General features: G+C 41.4%; 21 protein-coding genes. 10 read left to right on the top strand and 11 right to left on the bottom strand.

Annotation, left to right across the window (positions count from 1 at the left end; genetic code table 11):
* Positions 1-90 precede the first annotated feature (90 nt).
* The gene (locus DYD21_RS05115) at positions 91-966 is read left to right on the top strand and encodes a dimethylarginine dimethylaminohydrolase family protein (protein WP_158551418.1); all 876 of its coding nucleotides are present in this window, start codon (positions 91-93) and stop codon (positions 964-966) included.
* A gap of 159 nt (positions 967-1,125) precedes the next feature.
* Here DYD21_RS05115 and DYD21_RS05110 read toward each other — a convergent pair whose 3' ends face one another.
* Together DYD21_RS05110 and DYD21_RS05105 are read right to left on the bottom strand one after the other, a co-directional pair.
* Positions 1,126-2,010 carry a YihY/virulence factor BrkB family protein gene (locus DYD21_RS05110; RefSeq protein WP_116033661.1) on the bottom strand — a complete coding sequence of 295 codons (885 nt, stop codon included), beginning with the start codon at positions 2,008-2,010 and terminating at the stop codon, positions 1,126-1,128.
* Positions 2,011-2,424: 414 nt separating this feature from the next.
* Entirely contained in the window at positions 2,425-2,622 is a 198-nt protein-coding gene (locus tag DYD21_RS05105) for a hypothetical protein (RefSeq protein WP_116033659.1), read from the bottom strand.
* A gap of 97 nt (positions 2,623-2,719) precedes the next feature.
* Here DYD21_RS05105 and DYD21_RS05100 point away from each other — a divergent pair, with 97 nt between their 5' ends.
* Entirely contained in the window at positions 2,720-3,133 is a 414-nt protein-coding gene (locus DYD21_RS05100; RefSeq protein ID WP_147303501.1) for a hypothetical protein, read from the top strand.
* A gap of 965 nt (positions 3,134-4,098) precedes the next feature.
* On the opposite strand, the gene DYD21_RS05095 is transcribed toward DYD21_RS05100, so the two are convergent.
* Both DYD21_RS05095 and DYD21_RS05090 read right to left on the bottom strand, forming a co-directional pair.
* Positions 4,099-4,707 carry an RNA polymerase sigma factor gene (locus tag DYD21_RS05095; protein WP_116033655.1) on the bottom strand — a complete coding sequence of 203 codons (609 nt, stop codon included), beginning with the start codon at positions 4,705-4,707 and terminating at the stop codon, positions 4,099-4,101.
* A gap of 435 nt (positions 4,708-5,142) precedes the next feature.
* The gene (locus DYD21_RS05090) at positions 5,143-5,739 is read right to left on the bottom strand and encodes a porin family protein (RefSeq protein WP_116033652.1); all 597 of its coding nucleotides are present in this window, start codon (positions 5,737-5,739) and stop codon (positions 5,143-5,145) included.
* Positions 5,740-6,302: 563 nt separating this feature from the next.
* Between DYD21_RS05090 and DYD21_RS05085 the strand changes: the two genes are divergently transcribed.
* The 5 genes from DYD21_RS05085 (at position 6,303) to DYD21_RS05065 (ending at position 8,782) form a co-directional block, all read left to right on the top strand.
* Entirely contained in the window at positions 6,303-6,584 is a 282-nt protein-coding gene (locus DYD21_RS05085; protein WP_116033650.1) for a nucleotidyltransferase family protein, read from the top strand.
* Positions 6,581-6,925 (top strand): DUF86 domain-containing protein, encoded by a 345-nt coding sequence (locus tag DYD21_RS05080; protein ID WP_116033648.1) that lies wholly within the window; start codon positions 6,581-6,583, stop codon positions 6,923-6,925. Before DYD21_RS05085 ends, DYD21_RS05080 begins: the two co-directional genes overlap by 4 nt.
* A 75-nt stretch (positions 6,926-7,000) precedes the next feature.
* Positions 7,001-7,294, top strand: coding sequence for a type II toxin-antitoxin system HigB family toxin (locus tag DYD21_RS05075; protein ID WP_116033645.1), 294 nt, complete (start codon positions 7,001-7,003; stop codon positions 7,292-7,294).
* A 14-nt stretch (positions 7,295-7,308) separates the two neighbouring features.
* On the top strand, positions 7,309-7,677 hold the full coding sequence (locus tag DYD21_RS05070) for a type II toxin-antitoxin system HigA family antitoxin (RefSeq protein ID WP_116033643.1): 369 nt from the start codon (positions 7,309-7,311) through the stop codon (positions 7,675-7,677).
* Positions 7,678-7,738: 61 nt separating this feature from the next.
* Entirely contained in the window at positions 7,739-8,782 is a 1,044-nt protein-coding gene (locus DYD21_RS05065) for a BF3164 family lipoprotein (RefSeq protein WP_116033640.1), read from the top strand.
* 130 nt (positions 8,783-8,912) lie between these two features.
* Here the strand turns inward: DYD21_RS05065 and DYD21_RS05060 are convergent, their stop codons facing one another.
* A complete protein-coding gene (locus tag DYD21_RS05060; RefSeq protein WP_116033638.1) occupies positions 8,913-11,054 on the bottom strand; it encodes a catalase in 2,142 nt (713 codons plus the stop codon).
* 245 nt (positions 11,055-11,299) lie between these two features.
* On the bottom strand, positions 11,300-11,647 hold the full coding sequence (locus DYD21_RS21470; RefSeq protein ID WP_116033636.1) for a four-helix bundle copper-binding protein: 348 nt from the start codon (positions 11,645-11,647) through the stop codon (positions 11,300-11,302).
* A gap of 772 nt (positions 11,648-12,419) precedes the next feature.
* Here DYD21_RS21470 and DYD21_RS05050 point away from each other — a divergent pair.
* Positions 12,420-13,010: a hypothetical protein gene (locus DYD21_RS05050; RefSeq protein ID WP_116033634.1), complete on the top strand. Its 591-nt coding sequence runs from the start codon at positions 12,420-12,422 to the stop codon at positions 13,008-13,010.
* A 173-nt stretch (positions 13,011-13,183) separates the two neighbouring features.
* Here DYD21_RS05050 and DYD21_RS05045 read toward each other — a convergent pair whose 3' ends face one another.
* From DYD21_RS05045 to DYD21_RS05035, 3 genes are all read right to left on the bottom strand, one after another.
* Positions 13,184-13,543, bottom strand: coding sequence for a PRC-barrel domain-containing protein (locus DYD21_RS05045; protein ID WP_116033631.1), 360 nt, complete (start codon positions 13,541-13,543; stop codon positions 13,184-13,186).
* A 197-nt stretch (positions 13,544-13,740) separates the two neighbouring features.
* The gene (locus DYD21_RS05040; protein ID WP_116033629.1) at positions 13,741-13,968 is read right to left on the bottom strand and encodes a hypothetical protein; all 228 of its coding nucleotides are present in this window, start codon (positions 13,966-13,968) and stop codon (positions 13,741-13,743) included.
* A 186-nt stretch (positions 13,969-14,154) separates the two neighbouring features.
* Positions 14,155-15,243 carry a hypothetical protein gene (locus DYD21_RS05035; protein ID WP_116033626.1) on the bottom strand — a complete coding sequence of 363 codons (1,089 nt, stop codon included), beginning with the start codon at positions 15,241-15,243 and terminating at the stop codon, positions 14,155-14,157.
* A 473-nt stretch (positions 15,244-15,716) separates the two neighbouring features.
* Here DYD21_RS05035 and DYD21_RS05030 point away from each other — a divergent pair, with 473 nt between their 5' ends.
* Positions 15,717-17,099, top strand: a complete 1,383-nt coding sequence (locus DYD21_RS05030; protein WP_158551417.1) for an AGE family epimerase/isomerase — start codon at positions 15,717-15,719, stop codon at positions 17,097-17,099.
* Positions 17,100-17,211: 112 nt separating this feature from the next.
* Here the strand turns inward: DYD21_RS05030 and DYD21_RS05025 are convergent, their stop codons facing one another.
* Positions 17,212-18,570 carry a Gfo/Idh/MocA family protein gene (locus DYD21_RS05025; RefSeq protein WP_116033620.1) on the bottom strand — a complete coding sequence of 453 codons (1,359 nt, stop codon included), beginning with the start codon at positions 18,568-18,570 and terminating at the stop codon, positions 17,212-17,214.
* Positions 18,571-18,929: 359 nt separating this feature from the next.
* Here DYD21_RS05025 and DYD21_RS05020 point away from each other — a divergent pair, with 359 nt between their 5' ends.
* On the top strand, positions 18,930-19,268 hold the full coding sequence (locus DYD21_RS05020) for a hypothetical protein (RefSeq protein ID WP_158551416.1): 339 nt from the start codon (positions 18,930-18,932) through the stop codon (positions 19,266-19,268).
* Positions 19,269-19,443: 175 nt separating this feature from the next.
* Here the strand turns inward: DYD21_RS05020 and DYD21_RS05015 are convergent, their stop codons facing one another.
* The gene (locus tag DYD21_RS05015) at positions 19,444-21,912 is read right to left on the bottom strand and encodes a PAS domain S-box protein (RefSeq protein WP_116033614.1); all 2,469 of its coding nucleotides are present in this window, start codon (positions 21,910-21,912) and stop codon (positions 19,444-19,446) included.
* Between the last annotated feature and the right edge of the window lie 213 nt (positions 21,913-22,125).

Raw genomic sequence — 22,125 nt, 5'->3', positions numbered from 1 at the left:
TCTGCTTTATTTAGGTGATCAGGTAAATACAGCTGTTGTTTTCATTACATTGAATGAAATAGATCAAATGAGAAATGAATCCATAGTATGATGAAAAGAACATTTTCGCAGTTTAACGAGACCGATACGCTGAAAACCGTAATCATTGGCCGGTGGAAAGGGTTTCATGAAGAAGAGGCATACACAAGTTTTTTGGATGAAAGCCAGAGAAATGATTATCCATCAGAAGATCAGTTGAAAACAGAATTCGAAGCATTTCAGAAAGCACTTGAAGAAAATGGTGTGGAAGTTCTCATTCCGGAGCATGTCGGGAATTTTCTTTACGATCAGCTTACGCCACGTGATGTTGCAACCGTTATCGGAAACAAGATAGTAGTCTGCAATATGGCCAAAAGGAGCCGGAAGTATGAAGTAGCCGGCATCTTTCCACTCATTAGGAATTTCACGGGAGAAGAGCCTGTAGTCCTTATTCCACCGGTCGATTGCCTTATCGAAGGAGGTGATATTATGGTGGATAAGGGAAGGATTATTGTTGGACTTAGCCAGCGCACCAACATTGCAGGGTACGAATGGCTGCTTAATAATTTCACTGATCAGATGAAAGTCATACCTGTGTATTTAACGGATTTGAAAAAGGGAGAAAACGTACTTCACCTGGATTGCGCCTTTAACCCGGTTGGAGAAAACAGTGCCCTGGTTTATATGGATGGCATCAAACCCATCCCTGATTTTTTTGAAAAAGAATACGACCTGATTAAGGTTAATAAGAAAGAACAGCAAGCTCTTGCAACGAATGTTTTTTCTATATCCAGGGATTTGGTAATCGCGAGGGATCATCCGCAATCAAAAAGAGCAGTTGAAGAGATGAGAAAAAGGGGAATTGAAGTGATTGAAATTCCTTTTGACGGAGCCCCGGCCACTGGGGGGTCCTTTCGCTGCTGCACATTGCCGCTGATCCGGGAATAAAATTCCTTCTGGAAGAGGAAAGAGGTCATCAAATTGGCGGACTGAGGGAAGTGATCTACTGAGCTAATATTGGCTCCAATGTTCACTATATAAAACACCTTCAGATTTGGATGCAGGACATGATCACCATGTTTTTCTAAACACCATATCCGAATAGTATTAATCAGAGGGTTCAAGCCGGTTATTAGCATACGCTTCAGTTGCGCGGTTTAGTTCTCCTCCCAAGAGAATGATGAAACTGGTAATAAACAGCCAGAATAACAGAATCACTACCGCTGATAACGATCCATACATTTCACCATAGTTTCCGAAATTACTAACGTAGACGGAAAATCCCCAGGAAGCTATCAGCCATACGATGGTTGACATTGTAGCACCAAGAACCACCCATTGAAATCCCGGAGTTTCCCGTGACGGTCCGTGTTGATAGATTAAACTAATAGCCGTAATGACAATGATAGCCAGCACAGGCCACCTGAGCCAGGTTATAAGGCTTCCAACCGTCTCTGGAAATCCAATCGTATTAACCAAAACAGGAAACAGTACAATAAATGCCAGGCTCACGATGATCACAACAATGGTTGCCAGCGTAAAAGCCAGGGTCACGGCATATTGTTTAATAAAGCCTCTGCCGTTTTCTACACTGTAGGCAATATCAAGTCCGGTAAACAGAGATTTAATCCCCCGATTGGCACTCCATAGAGCAATCAGGATCCCAAACAGGGTTCCCCAGCCAAGCGCAGTAGCTGAGGTCTCCATTAAATTATTCACTCTTCCCTCGATTAATGAAATAGCTTCCTCGGGCATCACTTCTGCCAGCCTTGTGATTTGTTCCTGGGCCGACTGAGCGTCTGTCGCTAATCCATAAATAGAAAACAGGGCCATAATACCGGGGAAGATTGCCAGAAACGCATAAAACGCAACACCGGCTGATACGATAGGTATATTATCCTCAACAATACGTTCCATAACCCTCTTTAAAACTTTCTTCCATCCGGAGCGATCAATCCCTATCGGAGAATTGATCAATTTATTTTTATTCATCTCACTTGTTTGTTAATGATTTTACCGAAGGCTTTGCCCCATCGGGAGGTTTTCGGCACAATTATACTTTAACTATCACACATAAATAGTTGAATTCATCCATCATATGATTGCAATAAAAATATAGGCAGTTTGAGATATACTCACTATTACACATTTACGTAAAAAAGATGCAGAGTTTATGACAATTTCGCCTAATCACACAACTGTGCCGGCACCATATCTTCTTTTAGTATGTAAGTGTTTTTCCTGGCTTCACAATTCATCGGCTCGCAGCAGAAATGTTAGTTCGTTTATCAGCAGACTTCCGGGATATGTGTCTGTTCATCGAACGGCAGACGGTTTTAACTGATATTCTCCTGCCTTACCAGCATTACAAAGTGTGCCGGCAGAACGTTTCTTTGTGAACTATCCTCATAACGAACCCGCATCTCTTTCGATATCTGCGCTGTACATCTCCATCCGATGCTCATCGGGATATTTCATCACCCTAAACCCGTCGTTTTCATGGCCGTAAGAGAACACCCGTATTGTAAACATAAACTCCGAATTAAATACCCGATCTATCCTATTCTTTTTGCTCCGTGACACATCCCGATTTTTAGAAGTCATGGAATATGTCCGGTATATCCGGCATTTGCGAATAATAGAGAAATGAAATATTCTGTGGAAGATACTGTCTGAAATGACCATCATAAAACTATATGAGATGCTTCAAAATGATAATTCATCTAACACTTCACTGATAACTCAGGAAACAATTGAAGAGTTTTTTGCAGATCAGTTTAAGAATACCTCTTACTTACTACTTTCGTATAAAGACAAACAGTTGTTAAAAAATGGGGAGTTTCGTGAGTTTGCTCAGAAACTGATCACTGAAACAAGGTATTTTATATGGGCTGCTGCAATTGGAATAATTACATTCGCGTACTTTACAATTGTTGCATTCATTGGTTATGGCGCAGATCCAAACTGGTTCAGCCTTACTTTTGGATTATCACTCTTACTGGCATTTTTTCTGTTTACGCTCTATTCAGCCAAATACTACTTTACATTCAAAAGCTCTATGTCATTATTTATCAAATTGCTGGACAAACAAGAGAAATCAAACGCTCCCAAGTAGTCTCAGAAATGGGTGTGAACCGTTAGTGAAGATACGCCTATAACAGACTGGCCAACAAAGTTTACCATTACCGATAGCGCAGACAGCAATTTATTCAGCACAGAATCACCGCTTCTCTTAAAGCAGAACGGAGTTATTCGCTGTTTCAATTTCTCCATTTGAAAACCACGAATGCATTTAACGCCACACCAAATCTCATCCATGTCTTTTTTATGGTTTCGTTACACTCCTCGCTTTTTTGGAGTCGAGTACTATGACCGGTAATAGCACACATTTACGAATAACAATCAAATCGAATATTCTGCGATGGAGTATGCGGCGTGAGAACTGTCGCGGAATTAAATGTTAGGCACACTAATGAATGAGTTCGAAAATTGAATTTCTCAGAATTTGAAAATGCCATAATAGAAGCTATTGAGGATTGTAAGGGTGCAGTTAAAAACTGTGCTGAAAAATCTATGACGAAGTTTATGGTAAGGTTGTGGAAAAAGAAATGAAACCTGCAGAGTATCTTTTGGGTTGACTTATTTTTCCTTAGAAGTAGCAATTATAATTACACTTGTTTATGTAGAGTTGAATGTTTTAACCGCAGTCAAAACAATAAAATGACAAAGTACTATTGTATGAAAAATATGAGCAAAAAAAGAAACACTGCTGGTAACAGCACATGAACGCAAGCGGGATTTTGGAGCAGCTAAGGCGGAGTTGTTAAGGCCAAACAGCGTTAATGAGATCCAGGTCTAATCATTCAGTCTCACACGAGCAGAGTTCCCATCTGAATCCAGCGGTTGTCCGGAGCAAGTTTGAGTTAGTCATACATGATTTCGAAAATAATCTTCACATAAAATGGGTTTAATAAAATGAAGTGTAGTTGATCACCTGTAAGGTTATCTCAGATAAGGGATAAAGACCCTGTATTAAGAATTATGAAAAGACACTATACCGATGCAAATGCTAAGTTTATATTAATTCATAGGAAGCTCAACAAAATCTCCGATTAAATCACAAAGTTGATTCCTGGCGCGATAAATTCTCGATTTAACGGTACCCATTACTGCCCCCGTAATTACGGAGATCTCTTCATAGGTTAATTGCTGTACATCTCTTAAAATAATTACTTCTTTGAAATCATCATTCAGTTCCGATAAAGCTTTTTCAAGTTCTATCATGCAATTTTTAAAATGAAGTTTATCATCCTGAAGAATATTAGTATCTGTAATCTCCATTTTCCGGTCATCAGGATCTGATTCATCAGCATGAATGGAAATAAAGCTCATTCGCTGCTTCTTTTTATACATGCTCCTTGCGAGATTCAATGCAATGGTATAAATCCATGTAGAGAGCTTTGCAATCCGCTGATAAGAATTACGGCTTCGATATACTCTTAAAAATGTTTCCTGAACAAGATCTTCAGAATCTTCATGATTGTGAGTATATCGGTGTAGAAAATAATGGAGTCTATCTTTATATCTGTGAACGATAATGTCAAAGGCTTGCATTACACCGACCTGAAGCTGTTCCATAACATCTTCATCATTCATATTGCGAAGCTCTGCTGCTGTTGCACCGTTCATATTAAATACCTTAAGAATTCTTAGTTGCTGTTTATGTGAGACTGTGAAGTGAAAATAGATTAATACAGAACTTCTTAAAATGAGTGCAGATACCACATCATACAGATCAGGATTCTATATAATCAGTCATCACTTTTATTAGTTAAAACATTTGAATAGCGCCTCGGTGTATGTGTAGGTATTCAAGTTGTCAATCACTCCTCCCAAACGCTTTCGGGATCGTTTCCCCTTCAATGGGGGACTTCTATCTTTTGAGGTGTCCAAAAAGAGCGTGAAAACTGAACATTCATTCATCAATTCCGTCATACCGGACTCCGATCCGTCATCTCCTGCCTGTATTTGGGACAGGAGAACTCGCTTCGGGTTAAAAAATGAGCGCATCAGGTGCGGGATGACACTCTTTTTGGACAGCCCCGGAATCAGACCACTTATGAATTAAAAATAAAACATCAGGCTGGCCGAGATGGTATTACCATTGAAATTGGCGCCTTCGAATGACTCCTCATTTTCGTCCGGATTTAGGAAAATGTAGCGATAGTCAATGCTTAAGGCGATGTTACCGCTAAACGGTACCTCCGCACCAAACCCTATATGATATCCAAGATTGAAATCACTATCGCTTTCGAAGCCGAGATCTTCAAGTACATCTGATGGACTGTACTTGGTAAAGTAAGCGCCAAGCCCCGCCACCCCATAAGGTGCAAAGTACTCGCTTACAGGTGCAAACAGAAGCAGTGAGAGCGTTACGGGCACAAAACTTGTCTCCACCGTGCTGTCACCAAACCCGAACTCCTGTCCGGGTCTGTACTCTATGGCTGCCTCTATTCCAACGATAGCTCCCGGCCGGAATCTCGCCTGAATACCGTAATAGAAACTTCCCTGATCAGCATCCTGGGCACTGTAGTAACCGAGTCGTGGTCCAAATCCCAACGTATTGGAGATTCCTGCGCGATCTGCTGCAGATTGTGCACTGGCTGTAAAAACAGCCGTACTTATAATTACTGTCAATATTACTAATATTCGTTGAATCATAGCTGTTCGATCTATTTAAATATTATGTGTTTTGTACAGGAGCACAGTTTGAAGATGCTCTTCATATATTGTGCAATTATTCAGATGCTGAACGTTTGACTTGTTGTGAGTTTCGTGAAATTTATTTCACAAATGGAAAATGCAAATAGTCAGGATAAAGACTGTTATACAATACTTTTTAAGTTTTGTATATATCGAAGTTTAAAATACCACATTGATCTTTTGGCAGTAACTAATCCTGCACAGAATTATGTTTCTCTCTAACCGGAACGGAGTAATTCGGGTTTTTAATTTCTCCATCTGAAAACAACGAATGCATTTAACCCCGCTCCACCACTTTTTTATTGTTCCGCGACACTCCCCGCTTTTTAGTAGTCGGGGAATATGCCCGGTCATAGTCCGTATTTACGAATAACAATCAAATCGAATATTCTGCGATGGAGTATGCGGCGTGAGAACTGTCGAGGAATTAAATGTTAATGGCATTTAACACGGTGATCATGCTATAAGCTAAATTCATTTATCTTTTGTTATATTAGTCTTTGTAACTACAGATCAAAATCATGAATAACCTCGACGACATAAAAAAGGAAATCAGACCGATCCTTAAAAAGTACGGCATCAAAAAAGCCGGAATATTCGGGTCTTCTGCGCGAGGTGAATCTGTGGTGAATGATCTTGACCTGCTTGTTAAAATCGATAAAAAGATCAGTCTGTTGGAATTTATCGGGATTCAACAGGAACTGGAAGACAAATTAGGCATGAAGGTTGATCTTGTGGAATATGAAGCCATCAAGCCAGCCTTGAAAGAGGATATCCTCAGGGATGAAGAACCTGTGCTATGAGCAAAAGAAAGCCAGATGTCTATCTTCAGGATATAGTACAGAGCATTGAACATATCCAGAGATTTCTTGATGGTGTTTCGGAAGATGAATTTTATGAAAATGTAGAGAAACAGGATGCTGTACTTCGGAGATTGGAAATTATCGGGGAAGCCGTAAAGCACCTGCCTGAAGAAATTCGAGAAACTCATCCCGATATCCCCTGGCGCCAAATTGCCGGTATGAGGGATGTCATCATTCATGAATATTTTGGTATCACCCTTGAAATGGTTTGGGTTGTGGCAACAGAAGATATTTTGGATCTCAAAACAAAAGTAGAAGAGATCATCGAATCTAACCAATAATCAAATCGGCCATTAAACCGTTTTCTAACCTATCTTTTCGATTGTTCCCAATAGTGGAACTTTCTATATTCTTCTATGCGAGTATTTGCCCGAAAAACATTACGTGAGTTTTGGAACAATCATTCGGATAGTGAAGATGCTTTAAAAGCGTGGTTTTCTGAAGCAAAAAATTCCCAATGGGAAACACCTTCAGTTATCAAGAATAATTATCCACACGCCAGTATTCTTCCTGATAATCGAGTGGTTTTCAATATTAAGGGCAATACCTATCGGTTAGTAGTCAAAATTAATTACGACTATGGACAGGTATTCATCCGTTTTATTGGTACTCATGCCGAATACGATAAAATTGATGCAACGACAATTTAAAGCAGATATTTATTATGCAGATTCAACCCATACATACCGAAGACGATTATCAAAACGCATTAGATCGTATCGAAGAAATTTTTGATGCCAAGCCTGGAAGTATAGAAGGTGACGAATTGGAAATATTGGGAATTTTAGTGGATGAATACGAAAAAAAGCACTTCCCCATTGAAGCACCAAAGCCGGTTGAAGCGATTAAGTTTAGAATGGACCAACTTGGTATGGAGCAGAAAGATTTGGCAAAAATTTTAGGTTCGAAATCACGGGCGAGCGAAATTCTATCTGGTAAACGATCACTTTCTCTACGTCAAATTAAAATCTTGTACCGAAAGCTTGGTATCCCAGCTGAAGTTTTAATCCAAGAGCCAGAACCGGCTACTTAAGCCCAAGACCGTTATACTACTTATCAGAGCAGTTTATTATTCTCAAATCAAAAACTTGAAAATGCCTGAGAAAATGAACTTAAATCAAACGCGGCAATTTGTGGCACTCTTTTTTTTCTTATTTACAGCATTTGGCTGCAATAGTGATAATGAGGTTTCAGTATTTGAAGATGAATTGAATTACAAACCTGTAGAAGTAAAAAGCAGTTTTTCATTCTCTGAAATATTTAATCCCAATACTATCCGAATCATTGATGGAAAATTATATGTGACAGAGGCTCAAAATCCAGACGTGTCATTTCATGTTTTAAATACCGACTCGAATACTCATTCTTTGATTTATGAAAAAGGTTTAGGAACAAGAGGCGAAGGACCCGGAGAGTTTTTAGAAATTAATGATATTATAGCTACTGATTCACTAATCTACATCTACGATGGTAACCAACTGAAGATGGTAAGTTATGACCCTGCCTCAGGGGAATTGGCGTCTTATAATGATATCCACCTGCGTACTACAGGCAGGCCCGCCAGCATCTATTCCTTTACAAATGAACAATTTATAGGAATTGGCCTTTTTTTTGGGAGTCGATTCATTACAATGGATTCTAATGGCGAGACTATTTCAGAATTTGGCGACCTGATAGAATTTAATCAAGATTTTTCGCGAAGAGATCTCGCTTTAGGATGGCGTTCTAATGGAACTGTACATCCAGATGAACCATACGTATACCTGTTTTCAGTGAATGCCGATTTTATAGAAATGTATGATGGTGATGGAAATCTAATAAAACGAATTCAGGGTGCACAAAACCCTGAGCCAAACATGGAAATCAGAAATGAATGGCCCTTTAATGCCGGAGCTGTTTCTTACGTGAATATAGACTCCAATGAAAATTATATTTATGGATTGTATTCCGGCCAGCTCTGGGACGATGAGAGATTAAGTGGCAATATTATTCATAAATATGATTGGGATTTAAATTTGATTGATGCCTATAAATTGGATCGGCGCTTCAATCAAATAACTGTTGATGAAAACGGAAACTTATATACGTTCGGAGAAACGGATGAGGGAATTGAGTTTTATGTTTATGAATTGTTTTGAAGAAGCATAAACATATAAGGCAAATATTTACAGTAGCATAATTGCCAATCCGTTTCACCAAAAGTAATTAATTTAAACTACCCACTACATCACTTCCAGTGACATAATGGGCAAATTTCAGTTCAAACAATCACGCCGGCACTTTATCAATATCCTCCCTGTCCCAGTGCCGGTGCTGGGCGATCGCCCGGATGAACTCTTTCGTGAAGGATTCCAGGTTATCGGAATTTCCAGCAACGATTCCTTTTACGTTCGTTACCTCGTCTGACCCTGGACCCGGCAGGGTCACACCCGGGAGCCTGCACACTTTCAGAAAACTGACGCCTTCTGCAACTGCTGCAATGGGCTTGCAGTGTTTATAGGCCTCATTCACAAAATGGACAGCATTTCCATTTTCCTTCAATGCCTCCACACTCTCTTTGCCGCCCGGAATAAATACCGCGTCAAACATGATGGAACCGGTCGTGATGAACGTCATATCCACTTCAACCTCATCTTTACCATTTTGTATTGGATCTCCGCGTTCGGAAATAATTTTCACCTGGGCCCCCTCTTTCATCAATGCATCTTTTACCTGGCTTACATGGGAATGATTATATCCTTCCAGGGCAAGAAGAGCGATTTTCCGGGTTTTTATGGAATCCTTCACCGTGTTTTCCATGCTCAGCGCAGGTGATTTTTTTCCATGGTTCTTAACCGGCTCATCAGATGGCGGGTCAATGCCCACGCCTTTAGCTACCCGCACTGCAAAATCGTGATCCACATGGTTAAACAGTTCATAAATAACCCGCTTACGGATCTCTTTATCTTTCACTTTTCCAAGTTCAAAATGGGCTGCTTTCACAATATGATCTTTTTCCGGCTTCGACATACTGTTCCAGAACAGCGTTGCCTGGCTGAAATGATCCTTAAAACTGTCGCTGCGTTCCCGGATTTTATGCCCGTCAACTTTTTCGGTATGATGTACATAACCACCCATATTCTCAGGTGCGTGCATCGGGCAGCCGCTCCGTACACTGTTTGGCAGATAGGATCCCTTACCCTTGTTGATTTTTTGCCGGCCAAAACCATCCCGCTGATTATTGTGTACATCAGCTACCGGACGGTTGATCGGCAGCTCCGCAAAATTGGGTCCGCCCAAACGAGTGAGCTGCGTATCGAGGTAGGAGAACAGACGCCCCTGCAGCAGCGGATCGTTGGTGAAATCGATACCGGGAACGACGTTACCTACATGAAATGCCACCTGTTCTGTTTCAGCGAAGAAATTATCGGGGTTTCGGTTGAGCGTCATTTTCCCGATCGGTGTGACGGGTACTTCTTCTTCTGGTATGATTTTCGTGGCATCCAGAATATCAAAATCAAAAGAGTGTTCATCCTCCTCTTCCACAACCTGTATTCCCAGTTCAAACTCCGGATAGTCCTCATTTTCGATCGCTTCCCACAGATCCTTCCGGTTAAAATCAGGATCTTTTCCGGCCAGTTTCTGGGTTTCATCCCATACCAGTGAATGAATACCGAGGATAGGTTTCCAGTGAAATTTTACAAAACGGGATTTTCCGTCGGCATCTATCAACCGAAACGTATGAACTCCAAAAGCTTCCATCATTCGTAAACTGCGTGGGAGTGCGCGGTCAGATAGTACCCACATCAGCATATGAGTTGTTTCCGGCGTTAGTGACGCAAAGTCCCAGAAAGTATCGTGTGCAGCTGAAGCCTGGGGCACCTCATTATCCGGTTCAGGCTTAATGGAGTGGACTAAATCGGGAAACTTTATCGCATCCTGGATAAAAAACACAGGCATATTGTTGCCAACCAGATCGAAATTTCCTTCTTCTGTATAGAATTTAGTGGCAAAACCCCGCACATCCCGCACGGTGTCAGCAGAACCACGTGAGCCCACAACTGTTGAAATTCGCAGAAACAGGGGTGTTTTTTGAGATGGATCCTGTAGAAAACCGGCTTTGCTGAATTTAGCTGCGTTTTCATAGGGCTGAAAAAATCCATGAGCGGCCGATCCCCTGGCATGAACCACTCGTTCGGGAATTCTTTCATGATCGAAATGGGTCATTTTTTCACGGAAATGAAAATCTTCCATGATGGTCGGTCCGCGGCCACCCGCTTTCAGAGAATCATCGGTATGATTGATCCGTACTCCCTGTTCCGACGTCAGGTATTCACCATCAGAGGATTCCCGGAACTGTTCTAAATCCTCATTTTTTGTATTCTCATCTATATCTCTTCTCTCATTTTTTTTGTTATCTGATGTGGCCATGGTATTAACTTGATTTAATTTATAATTGGTTCAATTCTTAATCTTCTGGGTTGGAAAAATGAGTCCCCCTTTTGAAGGGGGAAAGCGAACGGAGAGAGCAGGGGGATGTTCATCATAATCTAGAATGGTCCAAAACCAAACTGATAAATAAAATGGTCATCCCCTATTGCCTCCTTCCCCCGCATGGATGCCTATGGCGGAAGGGGGACACTCCTTTAAAAATTCATCACTTAAACTATATTAGACTACGCGGGTACTTTCATGCTTATCATTTCACGGCACATGTCTGCACATTCAAAACAGGCGTCTGCACATTCCTGGCAATGCTCCATATTCTTGTGCTGTCTGCATTCTTCTCCACAAGCTTCACATATCTCGGCACAGATAAGAAATATCCGGTCTGAAAATTCGGATCCCCGGGCCATAGATTTGGCAGCAAGTTGGCATATATCTGCACAATCCTGATCGAGTTGAATACATCTGGTCAGCATCTTAACATCATCCTCTTGCAAACAAGCCGTAGAGCAGTACGAACAAGCAACAGCACACGCATTACACGCTTCTATGCATTCCCGGTATTTATCGTTTGACATGTGTTTAATTTCGTTTTTATGTTAGAATTCGTGTATTCATTGGATTTTCATTTTATGAAAATTACTTAGTTAATTATTTATATCTATTTAAGTAATTGTTACAGATTTACCTTATAAATAATTTAGCAAGCGGAAGAGAGATAAGAATAGTAGTATCCTTTTATACTCGTAATGGAGTTTAAACTGATTCAGTCTAATAAGCAGTAAATATGCAATGTTATCAGACCTTGTTACAAAGGGTGTGACGATATTTCATCGTAACTTATTAACCACGGGTTTTTCACCCTGAATACCTATTATTTCAGGTTTTATATTCGCTGCTAAAGGATGTAATTGAATAGAAACGGATCTCGAAGAACAACAGTGTCAGAGAAATATAACCGGTATGCAAGCGATGAAATTACCGTTTTTACTGTTTCAGGTAATGGAGTAATGGCTATTGGTTATATAACATCCGTTTTTTATACACTCCGGTTTTAACACGGACTTGCCCACCATTCAGTAACATAGTTGCTATATATCGATTTGAGCACCCAAGTGTAGTTATCGGTAAATCGATTGTTCGTTATCCAGATTTTCTGCAGGGGATTGTCTCTGAATATTTTAATGAGACCCAATGGAATGACGGACGTTTATTTGCCGCTGAATTTATTCAGAATTACATAAATAAATGAATGATTACCGTACCAGAATAATAGTGAATATGCTTAACGGTCTGTTACTTTATTTAAATCACTTAAAAATAAAAATTAATATATAGAGAGAAAGAAGAATGGATAAGTTTTTTAATGAATATAAAATGCCGTTGTCTGGCGGGTTATTAACCGCGGTATTTTCGGGTGCCGCCGTTTATCTTCTCGGAAATCTCTCAGGCTTCGAAGCGATACAGCTCATTGAAACAACTATTCCGCGCATTAGTACACTTTTCAATACGATTATATTAGCATCAGCGACAATCCTGGCTCTGATTTTAACCCTGCTCGGTATCAGTTCGTCAAGCAATTCTAAATTGAAAAAATATCACTATAAACAGGTATTGAGCCTGGCCAGATTCGCATCATTCCTGTTTATTTTAACCCTGGTATTCTTTCAATTTCTCAATATACCGTTTGCCGAGGCGGAAAACATTCCAACATCGTCGTATAGTACCATCTATTGGTTGATATTATTTGTTTCCTCGTTGCTAAGCGGTATGATGGTTGCGGTGATCTTAATGCTGTATAAAATCATCCATAACATTATACTGATCGTGGGATTGGGACAAGAGCATGCGCTTATTGATAATGAAAATGACGAAGTGGAAAATAAGGAGGACATGGATCGGGCAGAAGATCAGGCAGAGGACGATGGACTTAAAGAATAAAAGTAAGAAATTTAAATCTATATTTGCCGCATATTCCGGTATAGTAGAATAAAAAAGGCATCCCTACATTTTAATAGAATCTTAAAATGAAGGATACCTGTTGATTTCATAGTAAAAAACTGGCCTCCTCAAAAAAATAGATTTAAATCTACTTTAAGAGAAAACAGTTTTGACTAAACAGAAGCATGTCGCTGGTTCTGAACTCCATAATGGCTGTATACAGAATCGACAAACTTGTTATCGGCTGTCATTGGCCAGTTGTCTTTGTCAAAGCTGGGGGCATTTTCCAGTTTCTCCTTATCGACATCCAGACGTATTGATTCGTCTTTATCTGAAAACTGAAGGGCTTCTATTGGAATGGCAAATAATTTGTTACCAATGCCCATAAATCCTCCAAAAGACAATACAGCATATACAACTTCTGCATTGTTCGGATCGATCATTAGGTCCTTGATATCACCTATGTTTTCATCTTTAAGATTGTAGACATTTTGTCCGGTAATTGATGATGAAGATAAAATATTTGATTTCATAATATTAGGGTTTTTGATTGTTACTGTTTTTGTTATTAAAATCTTGTTTTTTTACAAGATTGTTAAGAATTTTAAATAAACTCTTTAAAGCTTCGTCGCCATTTCCGATTCTTCATCCGGCAATGACTCGGATTCTCCGGGAAGCTTATTTTCCTTTGATATTACTTTATTCAAGGTCCTTGATTTCTCTTCTTTAGTTAATCTGACCCTTCTGCTTTTACAATTTTATTATATACTCCCATCAATAAAATTGGAGCGGCCCACTGACCTACAAACAATGCATGGTCGTTTTTTTGCAGAAGTTTAAGGGTTAATGACACACCCATTACACTAAAAGCGGTCCACAGATAGGCATCTGATGGGATTTCCGCAGTATAATCTTCTATCTCTTTAGCTGTTTTTCCTTCTTTTTTATTTTTTGCCATGATCTTGTTTTTTTATTTATTGAGGTTATGTTTTGAGTTTTAAGACTGTTTTAATCCCTCATTATTTTTGGGAAAATCTTTGTGCTTACAAATCATTTTTTTGACCAAGCGTGACTGTGAATGTCATTCCCCTTCTCCCATATCGATCCATGAGAGAAATGGGGATTTTATTTGACCTACCGCCCATTATTTCCCTGGTCTGTCAGGCGGGTTCGGGTTCGGACCATCAGATGGATTAGGTGAATCAGACGGGTGCGGTCTGTTAGGTGGATTCGGATCACTAACAGGGTGCGGGTCTGTATACACATGTTTTTCAGCTACAGTTTTGTGATGCACATAATGAGCCTCATAATCATCCCTGAGATCTCTGACACCAAATACACCGCCTATTGCAGCGGCAAACAATCCAAATATGAGAGCTACAGACAGATAACCTGCGGCTTTGGCTCCTGCTTCAGCCGCTTTTTCTCCCTGCACTCTTGCCTCCTCTTCGGCCTCGGCAAGGAATTCTTCAACATCCTGACGCAGTGATTCATAATCGGCCAGTGCATTATCTACAGCTTGCTCAGCTTCACCCCGGGACATATCGGTCCGTTCTGCCAGAATGTTGACGAGCTCATCCCTGTCCACCTCTTCGAAGGTCTGGGTTATTCTGTTACGGGCATTTCTGAAAGCCTGTTCTACGTCACCATCCCTGAGACCCTGAGCGACGCCTTCCTCTACATCAGATTCCAGTTCATCAGGATCCGTTCCGGCATCTCTCATCAGAGCATAAATTTCTTCTTTAGCATCGTCAAGGGATTCGTCAAGATCTTCAACAGCCCTTTCAATCGCCGGTGCAATTGCATCGCCTGCAGCATCTCCAGTTGTGGAAATCACACCGCCAACCACGCTTCCGACACCCGATATAATGGTACCGGCCACCGTGGTTAATAGCCATATTGAGATAAGCGTATACAGAGCCCAAGTCATAATTCCCTGAACAACACCACTGATATCAGTAAGTGAAATACCGACACGGGCAGCAACAAATCCACCTGCAAAGAGTGCAATTAAATTACTGACGACCCACCAAATCAAGGCCCCGGTACCAATTCCGCTCAATGGGTTGGCATCCTCGGTAGGCTCGATGGTACCCAGTCCAATAGCGAGTCCTATTAGATTGAGAATCAGCAGAATTGATAATACCGTCAACGTTCCTGCAAAAATAGCTCTCCAGGATACTCCCTTTTTAGGTTCGTGAGTATAGGGATTAACTTTTTTTATATTTCCCATATTTCCCCTCTGAAATATTTTTTTAAATGTTAATGTCTCTTTATATGTACAAAAACATATTTATTCTGCTGACAATAACCGTTATATATAAAAGGCAGATATTTATATAAATCTTGTAACTGCCCTAAATTGAATAAACAATGAATAAGCCGATTTACCAGGGAGAGAGAAAACAGTGTTGAGTTACTTAGCCTTAATCATATCCATTTTGGATCATCACGTCCAGGTATCAGATCACTCATTTAATAAAAGAGGGCTTTGCTGAAAAACACAGTATCATGTTTTATTTATTCAAGACAGCTTCAATCCGCTAACTAATTGATTGCTCTTCTAATTCACGTAAACCGTTGTGATTCTGCTTAGAATATTTAGTAACCTGTCAAAGATATTTTCAGAGATCAAAGTGATCCTGCACGAAGTTCAATTAATTTTTTCCGCTAATAATGTTCAACTACAGAGTTAGACTCACAAAGATGACCAGTTTTATTTTAATTGTCATTCTACTGCCCGTTCTGATATTTGCTGCATGTAATGCCAGTGATGAACATGCCGGAAATCCTGCCGGCACGCTTGATCCTGAATTACGGAAGTCGCTCTCCGGGGAGTTTAAATCTCATCTGATGAATCACATCTTAAATCCGTGGTATCCGGCATCAGTGGATGAAGAATCCGGAGGATTCAACACCCGGTTTAATTACCAGTGGAATGCGGACGATCAGCAGCCACGGATGATTGTATCGCAGTCCCGGCTCATCTGGACAGCATCCATTGCTGCTGAGTTTGTTGATGACAAGGAAACTGACCGTTTACTAAAAGCCGCTGAACACGGATTCCACTATTTAAAAGAAGTGATGTGGGATCAGGAATATGGCGGTTTTTATAACCAGGTCAGCAGAGAAGACTCGGTTGTGCAAAATCTCAACGACCGCACGATAAAAGAGGCCTATGGAAATGCTTTTGCGATCTACGGTTTGGCAGCATACGTAAAGGCAACCGGCAATCAGGATGCCCTTGAACTGGCAGTTGATACTTTCCAATGGCTTGAAACCCATTCATACGATGCCGAACATGGTGGTTATTTCAATATTATGGAACGGGACGGAACTCCGCTCACAACCGGACTCGATCGCACTCCCCCAAAAGATCAAAACTCATCCATTCACCTGCTTGAAGCGTTTACAGAACTTTACCATGTATGGCCCGATCCCCTGCTGGAAGAGCGGCTAAACGAAATGCTTACACTCATACGGGATACCATCCGAATCGACCCGGGTTACCTGGTACTCTTTTCTGAAGCGGACTGGACACCGGTGTCTTACCGCGATTCATCGGATCAGGTCAGAGAGGAAAATTACTATTTCGACCACGTCTCTTTCGGGCACGATGTAGAAACAGCTTTTTTAATGATCGAAGCCTCGGAAACACTTGGAATCCGGAATGATTCCACGACACACCACTATGCAAAACAGATGGTGGATCACTCGCTCAAAACCGGTTGGGATCATGAAAATGGGGGTTTTTATGATGGAGGGTATTATTTCGATAAAGACGAAGATCTTGTTGTTGTTCGTGATACAAAAACATGGTGGGCACAGGCAGAAGGATTAAATGCACTGCTGCTGATGTCATTGCTATACCCGGATGATGAAATGGAGTATCAACGCTATTTCCTGCAGATGTGGGACTACATTAACGAATATTTCATCGATCACGAATATGGTGGGTGGTATGAATCCGGCCTGGATAAATCGCCCGACTCCAGGTACGACGCCAAAGGTCATATCTGGAAAACAAATTACCACGACGGGCGGGCGATGATGAACGGAATTCGTCTGTTAAACAAATTACAGGATTAACATTTGTTGAGCAGCCGGGTCAATTCAAATTTAATGAACTAAATATTACCACATCGAAACGGGAAACAACCCTGAATTCCGATCATCTGATTTTGCATAACAAAATTTAAAATCAGAGTACTTCAGTTACGCCGGGCACCGGAACCGGATAGTATCCATCTTCTTTCGGCTGTACCGGAGCCGGGGTATCCCAGGTCACATCTTCCGGCAGCAGGTCATGGTGCGGATACATTCGTTTATCTGAATTCAAAGCTTCATCCCATTCCAGAAATTGCCCGGAATAGGTTGCCATAAAGCCCATAATTGCGGTCATGGTTGATATAGATGCGTATTCCGTATTGTCGATTGTATTCCCGCTCCGTATCGCATCAAACAGCTCTACGTGTTCATGATCATACGGACTCGGATCGTCCTCACCCTCATACCGAAATAGTTCATTCTTTCTTCGGTCGTGTATCGTGGGGCCTTCGGGCCCGCCGGTCGACAGAAATCCTTTGCTGCCGTTGAACCGCTCGGTTACGATATTAAAAACACCCGGTATCTGCCGGCACTGTGCAGAAATAACGGCACCGCTCGGATAGGTATATTCGATAAAATTGTGATCAAAAATCTGCCCGTACTCCTTACCGGTCCGCACTTCGCGTCCGCCCATACCCTGTGCAGTGACCGGATGCTCACCCAGGTACCAGTTTGCCACATCGATGTTGTGAATCATCTGATCCAGAACCTGATCGCCTGCCTGCCAGATAAAATGAAAATGATTTCTTATCTGATGTTCAAGCTCTGACCATCCCGGCTGTCGTTCCCGGATAAAAAACGGGCCCTGGTTCCAGTAAACCTGTCCCGAAATAATCTCTCCGATCTGACCATCCTGCAGGCGCCTGTGAAGTTCGCGGTAGCGCATATCATAACGTCTCTGCAGACCTACCACCACGTTCAGATTCTGCTCCTTCGCCTTCTTACCGGCTTCAAGCACCCGGCGAACACCTGCAGGATCAACAGCTACCGGTTTCTCCATGAAAACGTGCTTTCCCTGGTGGACTGCCTCATCAAAATGGAGCGGCCTGAAAAATGTTGGAGTTGTGAGAAGCACAACATCCGCCAGTGAGATTGCATCTTTAAAACCATCAAACCCAACAAATTTATGCTCTTCCGGCACATTTACTTTATCCGTATCAGCATAGCGGGTGGACAATATTCTATAGCTGTCAGCAAGCTGTTCTTCCAGGATATCCGCCATTGCAACAAGCTGTACTCCCTCAGTTGAACTCAATGCGTTAGCCGCGGCACCTGTCCCTCTGCTGCCGCATCCGATCAGTGCTATTTTCAGCATATCACTGCCGGCTGCATAAGCCGACGTACCGAGCGGCAATGATCCCAGTAAAAGACCTCCTGCCGTTATGGATGATGCTTTTACAAATTCACGTCTTGATAATTTATTAAAAAATGGTGACTTGATTTCTTTTCCCATAATGCCCCAATCGTTGATTTTTAGATTGCACCTTTATTCAATATAATTTTAAATTATGAAGGTAATATTTAGGTAAAGAGGGATTGTACAAATATTGTACAGAATGATGGAATGCTTTTCAGAGATGATATTAAAATCATTACCTGCTCATGGGATCGGGGAATTGAACCACTATTGTTTTTTGCCTATTATCGGCATTTATGCAAGTGAGTATGTACATATAATCAGAAAAAAGATGGTTCACCTTGAAAAAAACGTATTTCCTAAGCTCGTTACTATTCATTTTTGTATCGTGCATTCATACACAGGATATAATTGATGAAAGAGTATCAAATCAAATACCCTCTGAGGCAAATCAGGTGATTATTGAGACATCATTGTCTGATGATGAACTTTTTGATACGATTTCAGAAACTCTAATCAGAGAGGGGCACCGCATTGAAAGAGACCGGGAATTGATGAGCATCAATACAGAAGGGCGCGATATAGGATTGACTACATATGTACGATACAACCTGTTAATAGCAGATGGGACCGTGACCGGACGTGTAGACTGGATGAGTGAGAGTCACTCAAAATCAAATTCAGGCGTATACTGGAGAGAAGCAAAGTGGACTGCCGGCCGGTCTGCGCGGGCATTCGCTTCTCTTACAGACCTGCTTCTGCAATTTGAACATGAAACGTTCCGCTTTAAATAATTGCCTGTCATAGAGAAAATTTAGAGGGACGGGAGTTTTTTCCTTTCAAGCAAATAGCATCGGAATGGCAAATATTCAATTTGAGAAAGTGTCGTATCAGTGCTAAGTCATCCAAAATCAGTCATCGGAGAATTCGCGAAATTTTTTCGTTGATAAGGTTCCGGGAAGTACCTTCTTACGATTTCTCGAGATCAAAGGACAATTTATAGCAGGTCCCATCGGAGCCGTCTACATCCATTTCCGCCTCAAGCTGGCTGCTGAGAGTTCGGATGAGCAGTGTACCCAGGGAATTCCCACCCATCTGCTCGAACGGTTTCTCCAAGCCAATACCGTTATCGGAGATCAGTATTTGTGCCCCTCCGTTTTTCTGCTTCAGCTGAATGGCAATCTCAGGGTTTTCATGATCGGCCGGAAATGCATATTTCATTGAGTTGGTCACAATCTCGTTGATAATCAGTCCGCACGGAATCGCTTTGGTAATGGGTAAATCAATGGGGTCCGCCTCCATCTTCACATTTACATTAACCCCTTCTTTGCTGTGAGATTTCACAATCACACGAACCAGCTCATCGATATACACCCCAAAATCGATATTCGACAGACTTTCATTCTGATATAGTTTTTCGTGAATCAGGGCCATGGAGTTAATTCGCATCTGGCTATCGCGGAGTGCGCTCTTCGCTTCAGCACTTTCAAGATTGTGAAATTGAAGCTCCAGTAACCCGGTGATCACGGCAAGATTGTTTTTCACCCGGTGGTGAATCTCGGCAAGCAGAATCTCTTTCTCCTCCAGAGACTGCTTTACTTTATCTTCGGCACGAATACGATCGGTGATGTCGGTATATATTCCATAGATTGCAATTGTCTCCCCGTCAATCACAACTGGCACACCATAGATAAATACATCAATCAGCTCGCCCGATTTTGTCTTTCTTCTTTTAGTGAGTGTAAATGTGGTTTTACGGTCAGACAAGGCCTTAGCTTCTTCGATCTCTGATTCAGGTACAATCAGATCATCCAGGTTTTCCCCTACAATTTCATCTTCCGAATACCCGAACATCGACTCAAAACTGTCGTTCACCTGCACAATTTCAGAATCCCTGTTCAGCATGGCAATACCGAGAGGCGAATTTCTGAAAAGCTGTTCAAATAACTCCTCGTTGCGCTTCAACTCCTCTTCCCGCCGCACCTGTTCCGTTACATCTCTTGCAACGGCGATCACAACATCCTGACCAAAAAAATTACCTTGTGAAAGTTTGATGTCTTTTGGGTATATCTCACCGTTTTTCTTTTTCCCCCACCACCGGAATGACTGAGGTTTACCGGTGAGAGCTTTTTTAAACTTTCGGTTTGCGTCCTCCATATCCACTTTTCCGGGAGCAGCGAGAAATGAAGGATCTTTCCCGATAATCTCTTCTTTTGAGTATCCGGTGGTATTTTCGACCTCTTTATTAACCTCAATAAACGTTCCGTCTACATCCTGGATGTACATACTGTCGTTTATACAATCGAAAAGAGACTGGTAACTTTCGAGGGCTTTTATCTGCTGGGTCTGATCAGTTACAACACCTAAAAGAGCCCGTTCACCATCCTTTTCAATGGATGAACCGTATGTCTTAATGTGCAGAACCTCCCCTGATTTTGAGATGATTCTTATGCTGAAATCATACGATTCTTTAGGATTTGCCTCCCAGATTTTACGCTGTTCATTCACATGTGCAATGTCATCTGGATGAACGAGATCCCTGAATTTAATATCGTCCAGAAGCTCCTTTTCACTATAACCGGTAATTTCAGTCAGCCTGGGATTTGCATACACAAATGACCGGTCTTTCAGAATATAGATTCCAACGAACGACTGTTCGTTCATCACACGGAATTTGGTTTCCGACTTCTGAAGTTCAACATACGATTTTCTCTGATCGGTGACATCTTCAATCAGCGAATACACGCTCAACAGCTCCCCATTTTCACTGCGCATAACCGTGTTATGCCACAAACAGATTTTCTGATCGTAGAGCGGATCTTCAATTTTTGATTCTATCACAAAATAAGTATCCCCGTTTTCAATTCGGGATGAAATTCGTTCGCGAAATTGATTTACAAATTTATCCGGCAGAAATAAGAGATCTTCCGCTTTTTTCCCGATGACTTCTGCATGATCAGCACTAAATATCATCTCTGCTTTTTCAGAAAAATCCTGTACAACCAGCTTTGAATTCCACTCAATCAGCCCAAATGGCATCTGTGTACGGATCAGGTCAATTTTTGGCAATCGGCTGATCTGAACCTCATCATCAGATATAAGATGGTCGATATTATGCGCAATGGCCATTTTGACAGCTCTGCCGGCATGCCTGAATTTTTGGTGAGTCATCTGAACCATCCATTCAGTCCCATCTTTACTTCGGTGAACCCATACGTCCCTTGGATGAATCACGGATTGATCCAGGTCCGGGCCTTCAAATCCAGTCAGTTCTACTCGTTTGCCAAGATCAGTAATTTTTTTTGATTTCAGCTCATCAATCGAATAGCCATACTGTTCAATTGCATGTGAATTTGCGTCCAATATGTAGAGTGAATCGATATCGACAACAAATATCGATTCGCTGTTAAAAAACGATTGATTTGATTGTGTATACAACGTATCGGTCTCTTAGTTTTTCCTCTTCATCCTAAAACCATATCCAACATTGGAGATAGAGTTCTACCGCGCTACCACTCTCGGGTTCCCCCAGCCGTAAATGTTGTGTGTTGTGGCCTTAAAAATTGTATGTCGTTAAAATTGTAAAACCTAAATTTATTAAACTCTCAGACCGGTCATCCCAATTCCGGTATTCGTGATGATATTATAGTT

This window comes from Rhodohalobacter sp. SW132, assembly GCF_003390325.1.
Classification (GTDB): Bacteria; Bacteroidota; Rhodothermia; order Balneolales; family Balneolaceae; genus SW132.
This window is presented reverse-complemented; position numbering and strand designations above follow the sequence as displayed.

Bases quoted from the DNA above. Each gene is read 5' to 3' on its own strand.
- DYD21_RS05115 (WP_158551418.1), top strand. From the start codon at position 91: ATGAAAAGAACATTTTCGCAGTTTAACGAGACCGATACGCTGAAAACC.
- DYD21_RS05110 (WP_116033661.1), bottom strand. From the start codon at position 2,010: ATGAATAAAAATAAATTGATCAATTCTCCGATAGGGATTGATCGCTCC.
- DYD21_RS05105 (WP_116033659.1), bottom strand. From the start codon at position 2,622: ATGACTTCTAAAAATCGGGATGTGTCACGGAGCAAAAAGAATAGGATA.
- DYD21_RS05100 (WP_147303501.1), top strand. From the start codon at position 2,720: ATGCTTCAAAATGATAATTCATCTAACACTTCACTGATAACTCAGGAA.
- DYD21_RS05095 (WP_116033655.1), bottom strand. From the start codon at position 4,707: ATGAACGGTGCAACAGCAGCAGAGCTTCGCAATATGAATGATGAAGAT.
- DYD21_RS05090 (WP_116033652.1), bottom strand. From the start codon at position 5,739: ATGATTCAACGAATATTAGTAATATTGACAGTAATTATAAGTACGGCT.
- DYD21_RS05085 (WP_116033650.1), top strand. From the start codon at position 6,303: ATGAATAACCTCGACGACATAAAAAAGGAAATCAGACCGATCCTTAAA.
- DYD21_RS05080 (WP_116033648.1), top strand. From the start codon at position 6,581: ATGAGCAAAAGAAAGCCAGATGTCTATCTTCAGGATATAGTACAGAGC.
- DYD21_RS05075 (WP_116033645.1), top strand. From the start codon at position 7,001: ATGCGAGTATTTGCCCGAAAAACATTACGTGAGTTTTGGAACAATCAT.
- DYD21_RS05070 (WP_116033643.1), top strand. From the start codon at position 7,309: ATGCAGATTCAACCCATACATACCGAAGACGATTATCAAAACGCATTA.
- DYD21_RS05065 (WP_116033640.1), top strand. From the start codon at position 7,739: ATGCCTGAGAAAATGAACTTAAATCAAACGCGGCAATTTGTGGCACTC.
- DYD21_RS05060 (WP_116033638.1), bottom strand. From the start codon at position 11,054: ATGGCCACATCAGATAACAAAAAAAATGAGAGAAGAGATATAGATGAG.
- DYD21_RS21470 (WP_116033636.1), bottom strand. From the start codon at position 11,647: ATGTCAAACGATAAATACCGGGAATGCATAGAAGCGTGTAATGCGTGT.
- DYD21_RS05050 (WP_116033634.1), top strand. From the start codon at position 12,420: ATGGATAAGTTTTTTAATGAATATAAAATGCCGTTGTCTGGCGGGTTA.
- DYD21_RS05045 (WP_116033631.1), bottom strand. From the start codon at position 13,543: ATGAAATCAAATATTTTATCTTCATCATCAATTACCGGACAAAATGTC.
- DYD21_RS05040 (WP_116033629.1), bottom strand. From the start codon at position 13,968: ATGGCAAAAAATAAAAAAGAAGGAAAAACAGCTAAAGAGATAGAAGAT.
- DYD21_RS05035 (WP_116033626.1), bottom strand. From the start codon at position 15,243: ATGGGAAATATAAAAAAAGTTAATCCCTATACTCACGAACCTAAAAAG.
- DYD21_RS05030 (WP_158551417.1), top strand. From the start codon at position 15,717: ATGACCAGTTTTATTTTAATTGTCATTCTACTGCCCGTTCTGATATTT.
- DYD21_RS05025 (WP_116033620.1), bottom strand. From the start codon at position 18,570: ATGGGAAAAGAAATCAAGTCACCATTTTTTAATAAATTATCAAGACGT.